The organism is Veillonella caviae (assembly GCF_003992125.1).
GTDB lineage: Bacteria > Bacillota > Negativicutes > Veillonellales > Veillonellaceae > Veillonella > Veillonella caviae.
This window is the reverse complement of the sequence record NZ_RQUY01000006.1, coordinates 68,831-83,622: the sequence shown is the minus strand read 5'-3', so window position 1 is coordinate 83,622 and position 14,792 is coordinate 68,831. Positions and strand designations below refer to the sequence as shown.

The 14,792-nt window shown below is 41.3% G+C and carries 13 protein-coding genes; all 13 read right to left on the bottom strand.

The features are described 5' to 3' along the window. Nucleotides 1–29: 29 nt before the first annotated feature. Nucleotides 30–839, bottom strand: a complete 810-nt coding sequence (locus EO120_RS03565) for an amino acid ABC transporter substrate-binding protein (protein ID WP_127134133.1) — start codon at nt 837–839, stop codon at nt 30–32. A gap of 241 nt (nt 840–1,080) precedes the next feature. Beyond that, the gene (locus EO120_RS03560; RefSeq protein ID WP_127134132.1) at nt 1,081–1,563 is read right to left on the bottom strand and encodes a hypothetical protein; all 483 of its coding nucleotides are present in this window, start codon (nt 1,561–1,563) and stop codon (nt 1,081–1,083) included. A gap of 429 nt (nt 1,564–1,992) precedes the next feature. After that, complete coding sequence (trpS, locus tag EO120_RS03555) at nt 1,993–2,979, bottom strand: tryptophan--tRNA ligase (RefSeq protein WP_127134131.1); 987 nt, start codon at nt 2,977–2,979, stop codon at nt 1,993–1,995. Between the two features lie 9 nt (nt 2,980–2,988). Beyond that, complete coding sequence (gene glmS / locus EO120_RS03550; protein ID WP_127134130.1) at nt 2,989–4,821, bottom strand: glutamine--fructose-6-phosphate transaminase (isomerizing); 1,833 nt, start codon at nt 4,819–4,821, stop codon at nt 2,989–2,991. A 458-nt stretch (nt 4,822–5,279) separates the two neighbouring features. After that, nucleotides 5,280–7,208: a hypothetical protein gene (locus EO120_RS03545; protein WP_127134129.1), complete on the bottom strand. Its 1,929-nt coding sequence runs from the start codon at nt 7,206–7,208 to the stop codon at nt 5,280–5,282. A 96-nt stretch (nt 7,209–7,304) separates the two neighbouring features. Beyond that, the gene (gene glmM / locus EO120_RS03540) at nt 7,305–8,657 is read right to left on the bottom strand and encodes a phosphoglucosamine mutase (protein ID WP_127134128.1); all 1,353 of its coding nucleotides are present in this window, start codon (nt 8,655–8,657) and stop codon (nt 7,305–7,307) included. Nucleotides 8,658–8,719: 62 nt separating this feature from the next. Continuing rightward, on the bottom strand, nt 8,720–10,318 hold the full coding sequence (locus tag EO120_RS03535; RefSeq protein ID WP_127134127.1) for an NAD(P)/FAD-dependent oxidoreductase: 1,599 nt from the start codon (nt 10,316–10,318) through the stop codon (nt 8,720–8,722). A 15-nt stretch (nt 10,319–10,333) separates the two neighbouring features. Beyond that, complete coding sequence (locus EO120_RS03530; RefSeq protein WP_127134126.1) at nt 10,334–11,251, bottom strand: CdaR family protein; 918 nt, start codon at nt 11,249–11,251, stop codon at nt 10,334–10,336. Beyond that, nucleotides 11,248–12,060, bottom strand: coding sequence for a diadenylate cyclase CdaA (gene cdaA, locus EO120_RS03525; protein WP_127134125.1), 813 nt, complete (start codon nt 12,058–12,060; stop codon nt 11,248–11,250). The genes EO120_RS03530 and cdaA overlap by 4 nt, the downstream gene beginning before the upstream one ends. Nucleotides 12,061–12,226: 166 nt before the next feature. Further along, nucleotides 12,227–12,541, bottom strand: coding sequence for an XdhC family protein (locus EO120_RS03520; protein ID WP_127134124.1), 315 nt, complete (start codon nt 12,539–12,541; stop codon nt 12,227–12,229). Further along, nucleotides 12,531–13,259, bottom strand: a complete 729-nt coding sequence (locus EO120_RS03515; protein WP_127134123.1) for an XdhC family protein — start codon at nt 13,257–13,259, stop codon at nt 12,531–12,533. Before EO120_RS03515 ends, EO120_RS03520 begins: the two co-directional genes overlap by 11 nt. Further along, nucleotides 13,243–14,055, bottom strand: a complete 813-nt coding sequence (yqeB, locus tag EO120_RS03510; RefSeq protein ID WP_127134122.1) for a selenium-dependent molybdenum cofactor biosynthesis protein YqeB — start codon at nt 14,053–14,055, stop codon at nt 13,243–13,245. Before yqeB ends, EO120_RS03515 begins: the two co-directional genes overlap by 17 nt. Continuing rightward, nucleotides 14,052–14,789 carry a nucleotidyltransferase family protein gene (locus EO120_RS03505; protein WP_127134121.1) on the bottom strand — a complete coding sequence of 246 codons (738 nt, stop codon included), beginning with the start codon at nt 14,787–14,789 and terminating at the stop codon, nt 14,052–14,054. Before EO120_RS03505 ends, yqeB begins: the two co-directional genes overlap by 4 nt. Nucleotides 14,790–14,792: the final 3 nt, after the last annotated feature.

Here is a 14,792-nt window from a genome sequence, read left to right as displayed (position 1 = left end):
AGAGGCGCTAAGGCCTCTTCTCTAGTTTACTATTTAGCATCTGCTTTATCAAGGTCAGCTCCTGTGCCGAACCATTTTTCTGCAATTTTATCAGCAGAACCATCTTTTTTCATGTCTACTAAGATGCTATTAATTTTATCTCGCAATACAGTATCGTCTTTGCGGAAACCTACACCAAAATCATCAGAACCGTAGTCAACGCCCTCTACAATTTTGTATTTACCAGGCTCTTTTGTCATAAGGTAACGAGCTATAACACCATCAGCGATAACAGCATCAACACGACCAATACCAAGATCCATGAAAGCACTTACAAAATCACCATAAGATTTAATATCTTTTACCAATTTACCGCTTGGATCTTCATTCAATGCTTTTTCACCAGAACTTGCTTGTTGTACGCCTACTACCTTACCTGATAAGGAATCCTTACCAGTAATGGAGTTATCATCACTGCGAACTACGATGTATGCTTTATCTTTCATATATGGGTTAGAGAACAAAATATTTTGCTTTCTTTCATCGGTAATAGTCAAACCATTCCACAAAGCGTCGATTTTCTTGGATTTCAACTCCGCTTCTTTACTGGACCAATCGATAGCTTTGAACTCTACTTCCATACCAGCACGTTTTGCCGCTTCCGTAGCCATATCGATATCAAAACCAACTAATTTACCGCTATCATCCTTAAATCCCATTGGTGGGAAACTATCATCTAAACCAACAACGATTTTTTTAGGTAATGCATTATCAGATTTAGTTTCACTACCACAACCACTTACAAATGCCATCATAGACACAGCGGCTAAACCAACAGCCATAATTTTCTTCCAGTTCATATGAGCCTCCAACGATTATTGCTATACACATCAATACGATTTCATTTTAACTTATGAACTTATTATACTTTAGTACGCTAAAGTTGTAAACTAGTAAAATTGCATTCTCCATTCTTTATTAACATATTTACTATGTATTAAAAGCATTTTATAAATTTCTAAAGACAGAACATCTACAAATATTCTCCCTCTGTAGCAGACAAAAGAGAAGGAAATCATGTAATCCCCTTCTCTTTTGATTCTAGTCATGATTTTCACGGTAATACCGTACAGCCTCTTGCAATCGTAATTTATCCTTATACGACGCCAATTGCAAATCGAGAGGCACTACATAAATACCTCCATGAGGACTCACAGCCTGTAGTTCTTTCCAATTTTCTGTAAATCCCACTACGGTATCAAAAGCAACATACATATAATACTCATCATGACAAATTACACTGCGAAAATAATCACGCAATGTGCTAGGCCTTTGTTTTAATACAAACCCACGCTCACAAATATATACTAGCACCTCATCGAGACCATGCATCCACCACATAATGCACCCTACTAGCATATAACACAATATCCGATTCCCCACATCCGATGGAGCCCATTTTATGAGCAACACACAAACTAGAAGCCCTATAATCCGTCCAATCCACTGTACACCTTTATGCGTACACACCTCATGACGCACTTTTCCACCTGAAAAACGTTCACTTACCTCTTGTTTTGTCATAACTATTCCTCGCTTGTGATGGTAGGTTGTTGTATGCTCCATGACCTATTTTGCCTACAGCCGGTCAAATTCGCCAAAAACAACCTACCACCCCATCTAACCACAACAATAACAATAAGATAAAACCATACCTCATACTAACTTTAACATAATTATACCAAACCACCACATACGTGTATAAGACTAAAAACACATACCACACTGTGCCCATCAGCAAAGAAGCTATAATTAAAGAAACTACACCCCTGTCTTTGTAAATTATGTCAATCCACACATATATAGCAAAACATACACCCCTGTCTTTGTTCAGGTGAGCTTATCCCTTACGGGGCTCAATTCACAAAGACAGGGGTGTATGTTTACATCTTATAAAATTTTGAAACGACTACCTAAAACAAAGACAGGGATGTAGTTTCGTATTCTTATAGATTATTTGCGGCACAGCCCCATAGCATGAATAACTTTATCATACATCACGCTCGCTTTAGCTTGTGCTTTCACAGCCCCTTCGTCGAGGATTTTATCAAGTTCAGGGCTATTAATCAATTCATTGTATCGTTGTTGTAGTGGTTCTAATGTGGATACCACTAAATCAGCGATATCAGATTTGAACGCACCATAACCTTTACCGGCATACATTTCTTCGATGGCTTCATAGCTATCTTTTGTAATAGCACGATAGATGCCCATCAAATTGGAGATACCTGGTTTATTTTCTTTATCAAAACGCACTGCATTATCAGAATCCGTTTGAGCGCGCTTTAATTTTTTCACAATTTGATCTGGTGTATCCAACAAACGGATAGTAGCATTTTGATTGTCGTCGGATTTACTCATTTTTTTAGTAGGCTCTTGCAAACTCATTATACGAGCGCCCCCTTCGGACACCTTAATTTCAGGTACCACAAAGGTTTCGCCAAAACGACGATTAAAACGTTCCGCCAAATCGCGAGTCAATTCCATGTGTTGTTTTTGGTCATCCCCTACAGGAACGTAGTTTGTACCATACAGTAAAATATCTGCTGCCATCAATGGTGGATATGTTAACAAAGCTGTAGGAATGGATTCACCTTGCTTTTGCGCTTTATCCTTGTATTGTGTCATACGCTCTAATTCGCCAACATAGCTAATAGATTGCATAATCCAACCCAATTGCACATGTTGAGGTACTTCGGATTGCACAAACAATGTCACCTTATCGGGATTAAGACCAGCCGCCAAATAAATGGCTGCTAAACTACGCGTATTATGGAACAATTCCTTTGGGTCTTGTGGCACTGTGATAGCATGTTGGTTTACGATGCAATAGTAACACTCATCAGTATCTTGATAATCTAGGAAATTGCGCAATGCTCCTAGATAGTTGCCCAAGGTCAATTCCCCACTAGGTTGAATACCAGAAAAAATAACAGACATATATTTCTCCTATTCTACAGTTACAGATTTTGCCAAGTTGCGTGGTTTATCTACATCAGCACCACGTGTGATAGCTGCATAGTACGCCAATAATTGTAATGGCACAACAGCTAAAATTGGAGCGATAAATTTATTCGCCCGCGGCACATAGATAGCATGGTCTACATGTTTAGATAATTCTTCATCTTCTTTTAAACCAATACCAATAACAACTGCTTCACGGGCTTTCACCTCGCGAATATTGCTAATCATTTTATCATACACATCTTCTTGCGTAGCCAATGCAATAACAGGTACACCTTCTTCAATGAGGGCTAATGTACCATGTTTCAACTCACCACCAGCATATGCTTCTGCATGGATATAGGAAATTTCTTTTAATTTCAAAGCCCCTTCCATGGCTACTGCATAATCGATACCACGACCTAAGAAAAATGCATCCGATTTAAAACCATAATGTTTAGCAAAGGCTTTCATATCTTCGTCAACTTCAAAAATTTCGTGGATCAAGTTTGGTAATTCTTTGATACCACTGAGAATATCTGCACCTAAGGTTGCATCCAATTTACCGTTCAGTTGGCCAAGATATATGGCTAACAATAAACCTGCTACCAATTGTGTTGTATATGCTTTCGTGGATGCTACAGAAATTTCTGGGCCCGCCCATGTGTATACAGTATTGTCCGCTTCACGAGAAATACTGGAACCTACTACATTGGTAATCGCCAAGGATTTTGCGCCTAAACGTTTTGCCTCTTTCAACGCCGCCAATGTATCCGATGTTTCACCAGATTGGCTAATAACGATGCACAATGTATTCTCGTCAGTCAATGGATTGCTGTAACGGTACTCAGACGCAATTTCCACGTTAACAGGAATGCGCGCCAAACTTTCAATATATTGTTTCGTCACAAGACCTGCATGGTACGCAGTGCCGCACGCAACGATAAGGATTTTATTGAAAGCTGCCACATCATTAGCGGTCCAGTTCAATTCTTCAAATACAGCCGTTTTACCATCTTCGGAAATATGAGTACCGAATGTATCGCGTACCGCCTTAGGTTGATCATGAATTTCTTTCAACATAAAATGCTCATAACCACCTTTTTCAGCAGCCTCAGCATTCCATGTTACATGGTATACTTCTTTATTCACTGGATTGCCAGCCCGATCAGAAATAGCTACACCATCTCGTGTAACAATAGCTAACTCGCCATCATTCAAAATGTATGTATCACGGGTATAATTAATGATAGCAGGAATATCAGAAGCAACGAAATTTTCTCCTTTACCTAAACCGATAACTAAAGGATTTTCTTTTTTTGTACAAATAATTTTATCTGGTTCATCGCTACAAATAATTTCCAAAGCATAAGCACCATCAACACGAGCCAACATACGGCGCACAGTGCCCACAAAATCGCCATCGTACATATCAGCCAATAAATGAGCTACTACTTCTGTATCTGTTTCAGATTTGAAATGGTATCCCTTTGCGATTAATTCCTCTTTCAAAGGCATGTAATTTTCAATGATACCATTGTGTACTACTGCAAATTTGCCATCTTCACTAGCATGGGGATGGGAATTCATATCAGATGGACGACCATGAGTAGCCCAACGAGTATGACCAATACCAATAGTACCTTCGTTTGGGTCAGCTTCTACAATAGCTGCCAAGTTTGCCAAACGACCTACCTTTTTTTGAATTTTAATAACATTGTCAGCACCAATGACAGCAATGCCAGCAGAATCATAACCACGGTATTCTAATTTTGCCATACCGTCCAATAAAAAATCAGATGCTTGATTAAAACCGATGTATCCTACGATACCGCACATACTATATCCTCCTACGACTGCGACCTCAATCCCAGTCTAACTATTAAGGTTAATTGATTATATCTACGCTCTACCAGACACATTTTGTCCCCTCTGTTACCAAAGGTATTTTTAATGCCTGTCACGATTCGAGCTAACCGGAAGAGCATCCGCTGATGATTCGATAACCCTTCACCTCGTCTACCCATACGACTGCCCTCGTGGGTACTTGCGCTATTCGCCTTTACGAATTAGGAACTCCTTTTTATAATATGTGGCAGATTGGTACATGTGAAAGTTGTACCAACGTATATTATACTAAATTCGTCAATGTAATGTAAATGTTTAGCATAAGAATAAGCTATATGAGGGCAAAAGTCATATAAATATATAACAAAATACCTAACGCTACTAGAACATTAGGTATTCCTTCATTTCAGTATGTAGTTATTTTAAAATGTCTCTATCCCCAATTTACCTTACGGTTTCCAATTCGGCGCCAACAGTTCTTTAGACCCTAACACCGTTACTGGTGAATTGTAATCATTAGTACCAGCGCCGCGTTTCCCTGTTGGGTAATAGATGCTTTTAGATGCATCGTTTTTATCTTCTTTGAATAGATGTATGTCATCATGAATTTGTTTTGTTCCCATTCGGAATGGTCTGTTTAATTTCAATTTAGAGCGTTTCATTTCTGTATCTCGCGTTTGTTTGAGAAGCCACTCATAGGCGCTATGGAATCCGTGTCCATAAAACCAAGCAGACATATGGCTTACGTTGCCGCCGAGAACAACTTGGTATGTACCAGTTTTTTGTTTTTGTTTGGTAAGGGTGCGGATACTTTCATCCTGACTAACTAGCAAAGAGCTATCCCCCAGTTCCAAAGTAACGCGAGGGATTGTAACACCAGCGAGGTCATGGTAGAGGTTCACAAATTCCGTGTTTTCCCCAATAGTATTGAAGTAGAGGATATTGTCGTCGCTGACCATGTAGAACCAGTTTCTATAATCTGCTGGTTTACCATCGCTGTCCTTCGTCCAAATGATGGTGCCATCTGCTGGTGCTTCGTAGGCGCGATTGCCATTAAATTCATAGTCCTTATTATAGTTATTGCCCCATTTAGCACTCATCGGCAAAAGGCCAGCGAAGTAGTTATCCCTTTGTGCCGCCATAGCCATAACGGTCATACCACCCATGGATTGACCGCTACCGTAAATGCGATTAGTATCAATGCTGTATTGGCTAGTTATGGAGTCCATTAATTGCCAAATAGCAGGCACGCCAGCACTCAATGTCCAATTATCGCGAGCTAGGCGCAGTTCATAGCGAGGGTGTGCCTCGTCCATGTAGAAAAATTCTGGAATGGCTGGTGCCACTACGATAACCCCTGCAAGACCTTGGTCCTTCGCCATTTGTTGAAATTCAGGAGATGCATAATTCGCTGCCGCTTGGGATTCCGTCAATGTTAACATTGGGTCACTACTCATAGAACCTGCATCGTGAATGTGCAGTAGTAAGCCATATTTCTTAGCAGGATTATAATCTTTCGGCACATAGAGAGCATAATTCAAATCAAAATCCCAATACTCTCCATTTCCCTCATCAAAAGCATGGCTGGCGTGGAACGCATTGCCTTTTTCTGTGGTGTGCAGTTCGTACCCTTCTAGCCCTTTAATGCTATAAGTACCAGTATTGGCAAAATTATAATATTCCGGTGCGCGATTTTCCCCTGTTTGAGGGTTATAACTAATGTATGCATCCTTCGTGTAATTTGTTTTCTCAACCGTCGACGGCGTAATTATATCCCCCGTCACTGTTTCAACAGGTTTGATTTGCTTTACCCCAGCAAACATGGTAATAGGATATGCACGAGCAAAACGGCCGGCTTGATAATCTGTATTCACTTCAATGATGACATAGTTACCATCTTTTTTTATGCCACTTTCAATAGTAGTTGGTTCGTCATTAGTGTACACCCCTTTAATGACACCAGGATTTATGCCGTATGTTAAATCCTTTGGTGAAAGCGTCATTCCATAGTCTTCGATTTCATAGGTGTCGTTAGATACAGCATTCGCCGTAATAGGACGATCATATTGTACGGCGATGGCCTGTAATTTTGATCCATCCGTATCCACAAATCCGATAGCCTCTACAGACAAAATAGCTTTATCTGCAGACTGACTATCTAGCGAAAAACCATTGCTATAGGTCTTTACCTGACCATAGCCGTCCTTTACGATATACACAGGTTTGCCAACTGTAGTTGTATTCATCGCCTCTTTACTCTTTGTCATAGTCGCAATACTCGTAGCATTCGCAGTAGTTGTATTGTTAGCTAATACTGGCATACTTGCCGTTGTTAATGCTAGTACTGCCATAAAAACCACATAAGTTTGTTTCATCATTTTAATTCTCTCTAAAGCAAAACTACTTGGCACCAGAGCACCAAGTAGCTTTTACAATTATTGTAATATCACTATGTTCTTTAGTGTAGATTAGATTTACTCCGCCAGTCCTTGTTCTCTCCCAATGATATCAGCAATTTCTTGACAGAGGGACTGCAATGCTTCTTGGTCAGGGCCTTCAGCCATGACGCGGATGAGTGGTTCTGTACCAGAGGCGCGAACGAGGACGCGTCCTTCATCGCCTAGTTCACCTTCGGCAGTGACGATGGCAGCTTGGATAAGGTCATTGTCTTCCCAACCTGTTTTAGTAGCTACTCGTACATTCACGAGGACTTGTGGGTATTTTGTCATAATACCAGCTAGTTCAGATAAGGTTTTACCTTTTTCTTTCACCAACGCCGCCACTTGTACAGCAGTGAGCATGCCATCACCTGTAGTATTATGTTCTAAAAAGATAACATGACCTGATTGTTCGCCACCAATAGAAAGGTCGTGTTCACGCATGTATTCCAATACGTAACGATCACCTACAGCAGTAGATACTGTTTTCATACCCAATTCTTCAGCTGCTTTGTGGAAACCAATATTACTCATTACTGTGCCAACGATAGTATCATTTTTGAGTTTTCCTGCTTCTTTCAATTTCAATCCGCAAAGAAGCATGATTTGGTCGCCGTCTAATACATTTCCTTGTTCATCAACTAGTAAACAACGGTCCGCATCACCATCATTAGCGATACCCATATCGGCATTGTGTTGTTTTACTGCCACTTGCAAACCTTCAATATGCGTAGAGCCACAGTGATGATTGATATTTTTACCATCTGGATTAATGTTAATATTGATAACTTTAGCCCCAAGGCCTGCCAAGATTTCAGGACCTACGCTAGAAGCTGCCCCATTAGCACCATCGTATACGATAGTCAACCCATCTAGGCTCGTATTGATAGTGTGGCGCACAAAATGGGCATAATGATGTGCTAAGTTTGGATTGAACTCGATAGATCCAATACCATCACCTGTAGGGCGAGGCAATTCATTGTCCGCACTTTGACGAACATAAAATTCTAATTGATCCTCTACATCATCTGGCAATTTATAGCCATTGCCATCAAAGAATTTAATGCCATTATCTGGAAATGGATTGTGAGAGGCAGAAATCACTGCGCCTGCATCAAAACCTTGTTGGCGCACTAAATACGCCACCGCTGGTGTTGGCACTACACCAGCCATCACTATATTGCCGCCTACAGAGCAAATACCTGCTGCTAGAGAACTGGCTAACATAGATCCAGAAATACGCGTATCTCGGCCAATTAAAAATGTAGGATGTTCCTTATCCTTGCTAAAATGCATTGCTGCAGCACGACCTAAATGATAGGCCAATTCAGGTGTTAAAAATTCATTGACTACGCCACGCACACCATCGGTGCCAAATAATCGAGCCATAATATCCTCCGTATATCTAAACAAAATGTTTAGTTCTATTCATTCTTGTGTGTATTATATCACTATTCCGGTTTTGCGTACACGCTCATGCAAGCGATGGCTGTTTCCGCCCCATCAAGGGCAGCACTCATAATCCCACCTGCATAGCCTGCACCTTCTCCCATAGGGTAAAATCCGTGTACCGTTGGGGATATGCGCTGTTCATTGCGCCCCATGCGAAGCGGTGCAGAAGTGCGCGTTTCTACGCCAGTCATGCAAATATGTTCGCCGTCGAATCCCTTAATACGGCGCCCCCAGTACGGCAATGCTCGTTCTAGCACAGATGTCACATAAGGGGGTAAGCAATCATGTAAATCTCTATCTACAATATGTGGTTCATAGCTATGAACGCTGTCTGCTATAGATGGTGCATTATCAAGGCCTAAGAAAGACCCCACTGTCTGCGCTGGGGCATCAAAATTAGAACCACCTAATTCATAAGCCTTGCGCTCCCATTCTCGTTGAAATGCAATTCCGTCTAATGGGTGTTGCCCAAAATCATCAGGTCCTACATTGACTACAATAGCAGAGTTAGCAACACCGCTGTCACGAGCATACAAACTCATACCATTAGTGACAACACCACCCAGTTCCGATGCAGAGGCTACCACTTGACCGCCTGGGCACATGCAGAAGCTATAAGCAGTACGGCCTGTTTCCTTGTCGTGGTACACCAAGGAGTATTCTGCTGCACCAAGGCCGAGACTTTCCGGCTCTACACCGTATTGGGAGTAATCAATCAAGGATTGCGGATGTTCAATGCGTACACCGATAGCAAAGGGTTTGGCAGTCATATCAACGTTACGGTGATAAAGCATTTCATATGTATCACGGGCACTGTGCCCTACCCCAGCCAATACAATAGTAGTATCGATGCGTTCATCGCCATTCACTTCTACGCCAACGATACGGTCATGTTCTATAAACAAATCTGTTACTTTTGCACCAAAGCGCACCTCGCCGCCCCATTCTATAATGCGTTGACGCATAGCTTTTACCATATGCCGTAATTTATCGGTACCAACATGAGGTTTATGTTTATATAAAATTTCCTCTGGCGCACCAAAGTTAACAAAATATTTTGAAATTTCATGTAATCGTGGGTGCGTAATGCGAGTTGTCAGTTTGCCATCCGAAAAGGTACCTGCTCCACCTTCACCAAACTGTACATTCGATTCCGATTTAAATTGGCCTGTTTTCCAAAATGTTTCTACGTCTGCACTGCGCGTATCTACATCTTGTCCCCGTTCCAATACGATAGGTCGGTACCCTTCGCGGGCTAGGTAAAAAGCCGCCAACATTCCTGCAGGCCCAAAACCCATGACTACTGGTCGATGCACCAATGGTACAGTACCAATGACGATAGGTTCTGGATCCTCAGGCGTAAACAAAGTAACGTCTTTGTTTTTACCGAGTTTTTTTATGATTTGTGTTTCCTGTTGAGCCTCTACTAATAGAGTATATACGAACACAATATTCGGTTTCTTCCGCGCATCTACAGCACGTCTCACAACGTGAATACGCTCAATATGTCCACGCAATGGAGGATATTTTTTTTCTACTATTTCTTCGATGCTTGACGATACGGTCACGGCAACGCGAAGATTTATAATTCTAATCATAGTATACCTTTTATATTATGGTTTCTGTGCAATTTCTATTTTTACACGTACTGTGGTGACTTTACTTGTAATACCATTTGGGAGCACAAGATTATAAGCCCCTTCAATATTAGCCGTAGCATTAGAAATATCAATTGGTTCTGTTTTGATATCCGTTACACTATCAACCACTTCTTCACGCCCAGAAATTGTGAGTTGCACTGGATTAACAACGATACCCTTTACTTCATAACCAAATGGAACTTGACCAACTAGCGGCACATTAATAGGCACCGCTTTGTCTTTCCTTAGCAAAGTAATTTCGTATTGTGCTTGCCCTTGAGCTGGGTTTATATTTACGTCCAATACATTACCTGCATTATCCCAAGCCTCTAAAGGAGAAACAGAACTAAAGTTTTTCGTTTGCCCCTCAGCGTTTACTTTCATAATCACACGAGTGGCGTTCATCACTTGTTGTTTACGGCCAGATATTGTCACTTCTTTTGGTATAACCGTTACCGATTTCAATGCGACCGTATCTGGGAATTTACCAATTGGCACAATTTCAACAGGTAATGTTTTCTCTGCATATTCGTCTACTGTGAGGGTAATATTCTCTGGACGAATTTCTACCACATTCATACCTGCTGGTGGGTTAAAACGAATGCTCACATTGTTATTTCCCACCCCTACGCCTGATGCATCGATATAGGCCTTGAGAACATCATTTTTCATAGAAATAATAGTGTCCCTAGGTCCACTGAGAGTGACACGTACAAATGGTGGCGCATCTTCTACAATATAGTTAGACGCTAGGTTTTGCACCTGCACAGGCACCGTATAGGTTACCTCCATCACAGGGTTTTGGTCACGCATGATGAAAAACCACATGACGATGGCTGCCAATAGTGAAAGTATTTTCGCAATCCAATTGCGTTTAAAATGTATCATCATTTTTTGCCACCCCATTTCCACATATTCGTAATGTTTTGGCGTGGTCGTTCCATAAAGGTACGGAGAGCCTCTTTAATTTGATCTTCTGGGAGGTGTCGGTAAATATGACCACCATAAGTATAGGAAATAACACCCGTTTCTTCGCTGACCACCACAACAACCGCATCTGTTTGTTCCGACAAACCAATAGCAGCACGATGACGTGTACCAAGTTCTGTACTCAAGGTGCGATCTTCAGTAAGCGGTAATAGGCAACCGGCAGCGCGAATACGACCGTTGCGAATAATCATGGCTCCATCGTGAAGAGGTGTACTAGGAACAAAGATATTCTTGATAAGTTCACGACTGAGCACTGCATCAACGATGATACCAGTATCGATGAAATCATTAAGACCTACTTCTCGTTCAAATACGATGAGAGCCCCTGTATGTTCGCGAGACATAACGCGAGCAGCGGCCATCACTTCATTAATAGCCATATCCATTTCTTCGTCATTTACGTTTTGCGCTTTAGAGAAAATCCGGCCTCGGCCCAATTGTTCTAAAGCTCGACGCAATTCAGGCTGAAATACTACTGGCAATGCGAAGAGAAGGGCTGTCATACCTTGTTGTAAAATCCAATTAATAACATATAAATTAAATAAATGGCTGATTAGATTTAATACAGCCAAAAAGAGCAAACCTTTCAGAAGAGACACAGCACGTGTATCTTTCAACAGCTTGTACATATAATAAATACCGATGGCAACTGTCAAGATGTCTATCACATCGAGAACCCGAAAGGTATGTATGAGAGCATCAAAATGCATAGGAATCTCCTTATACAACAAATAAGGTACAGCCTATTTAGCTGTACCTTATATTTTATCGTATTTTACTAGGACTGTAAATTCAAAACCATCCATTTAATTGATTACAATTTGATTTATTATTTCTACAATAATACTAGCGAATACAAAATGTACACGAAAGGAACTATACATTTTGAGTTTCAATCCATACATCCATGCGACCACCGCAAACCATGCCTTCTTTAACGGCTACATCATCGTTGAGAAGAACTTCAATGCGGCGATGAGATTCTCTTTTTTCTAACGAATCAAGGGCACTCAAACGGATTTCATTTTCCGCACGGCCACCGCCAATGGTGCCAAAAATAGACCCATCAGGGTATACTACCATGGATACACCTGCCTTGCGTGGCGTAGAACCATTTGTGTGAAGAATAGTAGCTACTGCCAATGTTGTATCTTGTCGTTCACTCAGATATTCTACAAACTCACGATTCATTGCTTACTCTCCCTTTTCGTAAAAACTGACCTTGTTTACCTCTCACTACTGCCAGATATTCACTGACTATGGATAGTGCAATTTCCTCCGGTGTTTGAGCACCTAAATCGAGGCCGATTGGAGCATACACCATATCAATTTCTTCCTGTGTCCAGCCTTGAGCACGCAAATTTTCAAGAGCGTAATATACCCGTTGTCGACTCCCCATAACACCCATATAGGTTGGCAATTGATCGCGCAATTGATCGAGGCAAGTATTATCAAATTCATGAGCTCTCGTTACCACAATAAAGCCATTATATTCAGATAAATCCAAAGAGTCTTTAAAATTATCAAGAGGTAAGCACTTTCTTATGACGCGCTCATCAAAAAATTCTGGCACTACGTATTCTGGTCTATCGTCTACAACGGTTACACTACATCCAATGAACAATAACAAATCTGTAATCGCTCGACTCACATGACCTGCACCGAGGACGAGAACAGATGGATCTTTTTCTACCGGTTGTACAAAATATTCTGTTCCTTCAAATACGCAAAGAGAATTGGGTTTTACACTAGCAAGAGAAAATCCATCAATGGCCTCTCCATAGAGAACATCGCCAGTTTCACTATAAATCGTTTTATCCCCCTGCCGTGGGCCGGAGAGAATAGTTACCATAAAGGTTGGCGCCGTCACTTGTAAACGGGCTTTCATAACATCATATATAGTTTGCATCGCGATTCCTTTCATAGTCCCAAGCAGTTACAGCCTCTAATACACCGCCACCAACAGCAAGGGATTTATCGGAAATACTATAACAATGAGATTCTTCACAACGAGCATCTACATCGGCTAATTTAAAGTGATCAGACACCATGAGTCCACTTTTCAAAATGCCCCGTAAAATACCATTAATTTTAGCTCGCACTGGTTCATCATCGACATAGCCGATAACTTCATTAGCTTGTACAGAGTCACCGATATGTCGTTTTGCCGTAAATAACCCTGATTTTGGTGAGTGGATAACACGTTCATGAGTGTAGCCCCCTACATTACCAGGAATACCAGTATTAGGTTCTGCCTCACCATCATAAATACAACGCCCTAAATAATGGCCTCGCATCGTTTCGATAACCACATTCACATCGTGGCCGGCACTAAATCCCGGTCCAATACCAATAACAAAAGGAGCATCTAGCCGTTTAGTGCCTAAATTGCGTTTCGCTAAAATACCATCTACAACGATATCTGGTTTAATAGCCGCTAATAATTCCTCATAAGAGCAAGTCACTACAGGAATTACACCAGTTGCCAAGGTATCTGTAATTTCGTCAACCGATACATGACGAGCTACTAATCGTTCTAAAATCATTTCCCCCATGTGTACCGCATTGCCATAGCTAACTTCGCGACGAATCATGGTAGGAATGGCGATTTCATTGATAACAACAGGATAACCTGCTCGCCATAATCTATATACAGCGCCGGACGCAATATCGCCGCCACCACGCATAAGTACTAATGGTTTCATATATCCTCGCTTTCACGATTTCCAATACGCTCATAATCCGTTGGCGTATCTACGTCATCCCCTATGTCAGCAGGAATCCATATGTTTCTGATATAATCCCGACCGGGACCTTGTATAATCGTTTTGCCTCCCTGATCACCTTCGATATGACAAAGAGCATCAAACCAATGTGCACCAAATAGTACAGGATTGCCTGGTGTGTAGGCTGCCCCATAATGTGGCATTACAATGGTCTTTGATGGTAATTCACCGTCCCTACACTCTATTATCCATTGATTCTGAAAGGCATTAATTAATTCACAAATAACAAATGGTGTTAATAACGGTTGATCTGCTACAGAGCAAATTATGCCATCTAATGGCAGCCATTCTTGGTTCACCAATTGTTGAACACCTAATCCGATAGATAACCCCTGTCCATTTTCAGGCCTAAGATTCCACACAGTAGAAAATCCATAGGACTCTACAATAGGATCCAAGAATTTATGGTCATAGCCTGTAACAGCCACAAAGGGGTAACGCCCTACTGGAGGATGTACACTTGACAAATCCCACCCGCCCCGTAAAGCTTCACATACCGCATGTAATACGGTTTTTCCTCGCCACGGCAATAGTTGCTTGTTTTGGCCCATACGTGTTGATTGACCTGCCGCTAATAGAAGAATACCTATATGCGGATTAGACGATGAAGTAGCGCTCCCAACGGGAGCGCTTTCATAAAACACACCATTCATATA

Coding starts and splice junctions, on each gene's coding strand:
- EO120_RS03530 (WP_127134126.1), bottom strand. CDS start 11,251: ATGATGATACATTTTAAACGCAATTGGATTGCGAAAATACTTTCACTA.
- EO120_RS03565 (WP_127134133.1), bottom strand. CDS start 839: ATGAACTGGAAGAAAATTATGGCTGTTGGTTTAGCCGCTGTGTCTATG.
- EO120_RS03520 (WP_127134124.1), bottom strand. CDS start 12,541: ATGAATCGTGAGTTTGTAGAATATCTGAGTGAACGACAAGATACAACA.
- glmM (WP_127134128.1), bottom strand. CDS start 8,657: ATGGCTCGATTATTTGGCACCGATGGTGTGCGTGGCGTAGTCAATGAA.
- EO120_RS03560 (WP_127134132.1), bottom strand. CDS start 1,563: ATGACAAAACAAGAGGTAAGTGAACGTTTTTCAGGTGGAAAAGTGCGT.
- EO120_RS03535 (WP_127134127.1), bottom strand. CDS start 10,318: ATGATTAGAATTATAAATCTTCGCGTTGCCGTGACCGTATCGTCAAGC.
- EO120_RS03505 (WP_127134121.1), bottom strand. CDS start 14,789: ATGAATGGTGTGTTTTATGAAAGCGCTCCCGTTGGGAGCGCTACTTCA.
- yqeB (WP_127134122.1), bottom strand. CDS start 14,055: ATGAAACCATTAGTACTTATGCGTGGTGGCGGCGATATTGCGTCCGGC.
- EO120_RS03515 (WP_127134123.1), bottom strand. CDS start 13,259: ATGCAAACTATATATGATGTTATGAAAGCCCGTTTACAAGTGACGGCG.
- trpS (WP_127134131.1), bottom strand. CDS start 2,979: ATGTCTGTTATTTTTTCTGGTATTCAACCTAGTGGGGAATTGACCTTG.
- glmS (WP_127134130.1), bottom strand. CDS start 4,821: ATGTGCGGTATCGTAGGATACATCGGTTTTAATCAAGCATCTGATTTT.
- cdaA (WP_127134125.1), bottom strand. CDS start 12,060: ATGCATTTTGATGCTCTCATACATACCTTTCGGGTTCTCGATGTGATA.
- EO120_RS03545 (WP_127134129.1), bottom strand. CDS start 7,208: ATGATGAAACAAACTTATGTGGTTTTTATGGCAGTACTAGCATTAACA.